This window comes from Hymenobacter coccineus (assembly GCF_001816125.1).
In the GTDB taxonomy this organism is placed as follows: Bacteria; Bacteroidota; Bacteroidia; order Cytophagales; family Hymenobacteraceae; genus Hymenobacter; species Hymenobacter coccineus.
This window is the reverse complement of the sequence record NZ_MDZA01000323.1, coordinates 1-269: the sequence shown is the minus strand read 5'-3', so window position 1 is coordinate 269 and position 269 is coordinate 1. Positions and strand designations below refer to the sequence as shown.

Below are 269 nucleotides of genomic sequence, written 5' to 3'. Positions count from 1 at the left end.
GGTGGCCGGCGGCGGCGTTGGGCCCCAGCAGTTGGCCCTGGATGTGCGACAAATCGGCCGCGGCCGTGCGCAGCTCGGCAGCAGGGGCCCCACCAGCGCGGCCCCTGACAGCGCCGCCCCGCTGCGCACCAGAAACGCGCGCCGGCCTGAGGCCCGTCGGGGTAGAAAAGGGTGGCCGGCGGCGGCGTTGGGCCCCAGCAGTTGGCCCTGGATGTGCGACAAATCGGCCGCGGCCGTGCGCAGCTCGGCAGCAGGGGCCCCACCAGCGC

1 protein-coding gene is annotated in these 269 nt (G+C 76.2%); it reads right to left on the bottom strand.

The genetic code is table 11. The features are described from left to right. Nucleotides 1-269, bottom strand: a 269-nt coding sequence (locus BEN49_RS28175) for a hypothetical protein (RefSeq protein ID WP_158022978.1), incomplete at both ends; no start/stop codon positions are given.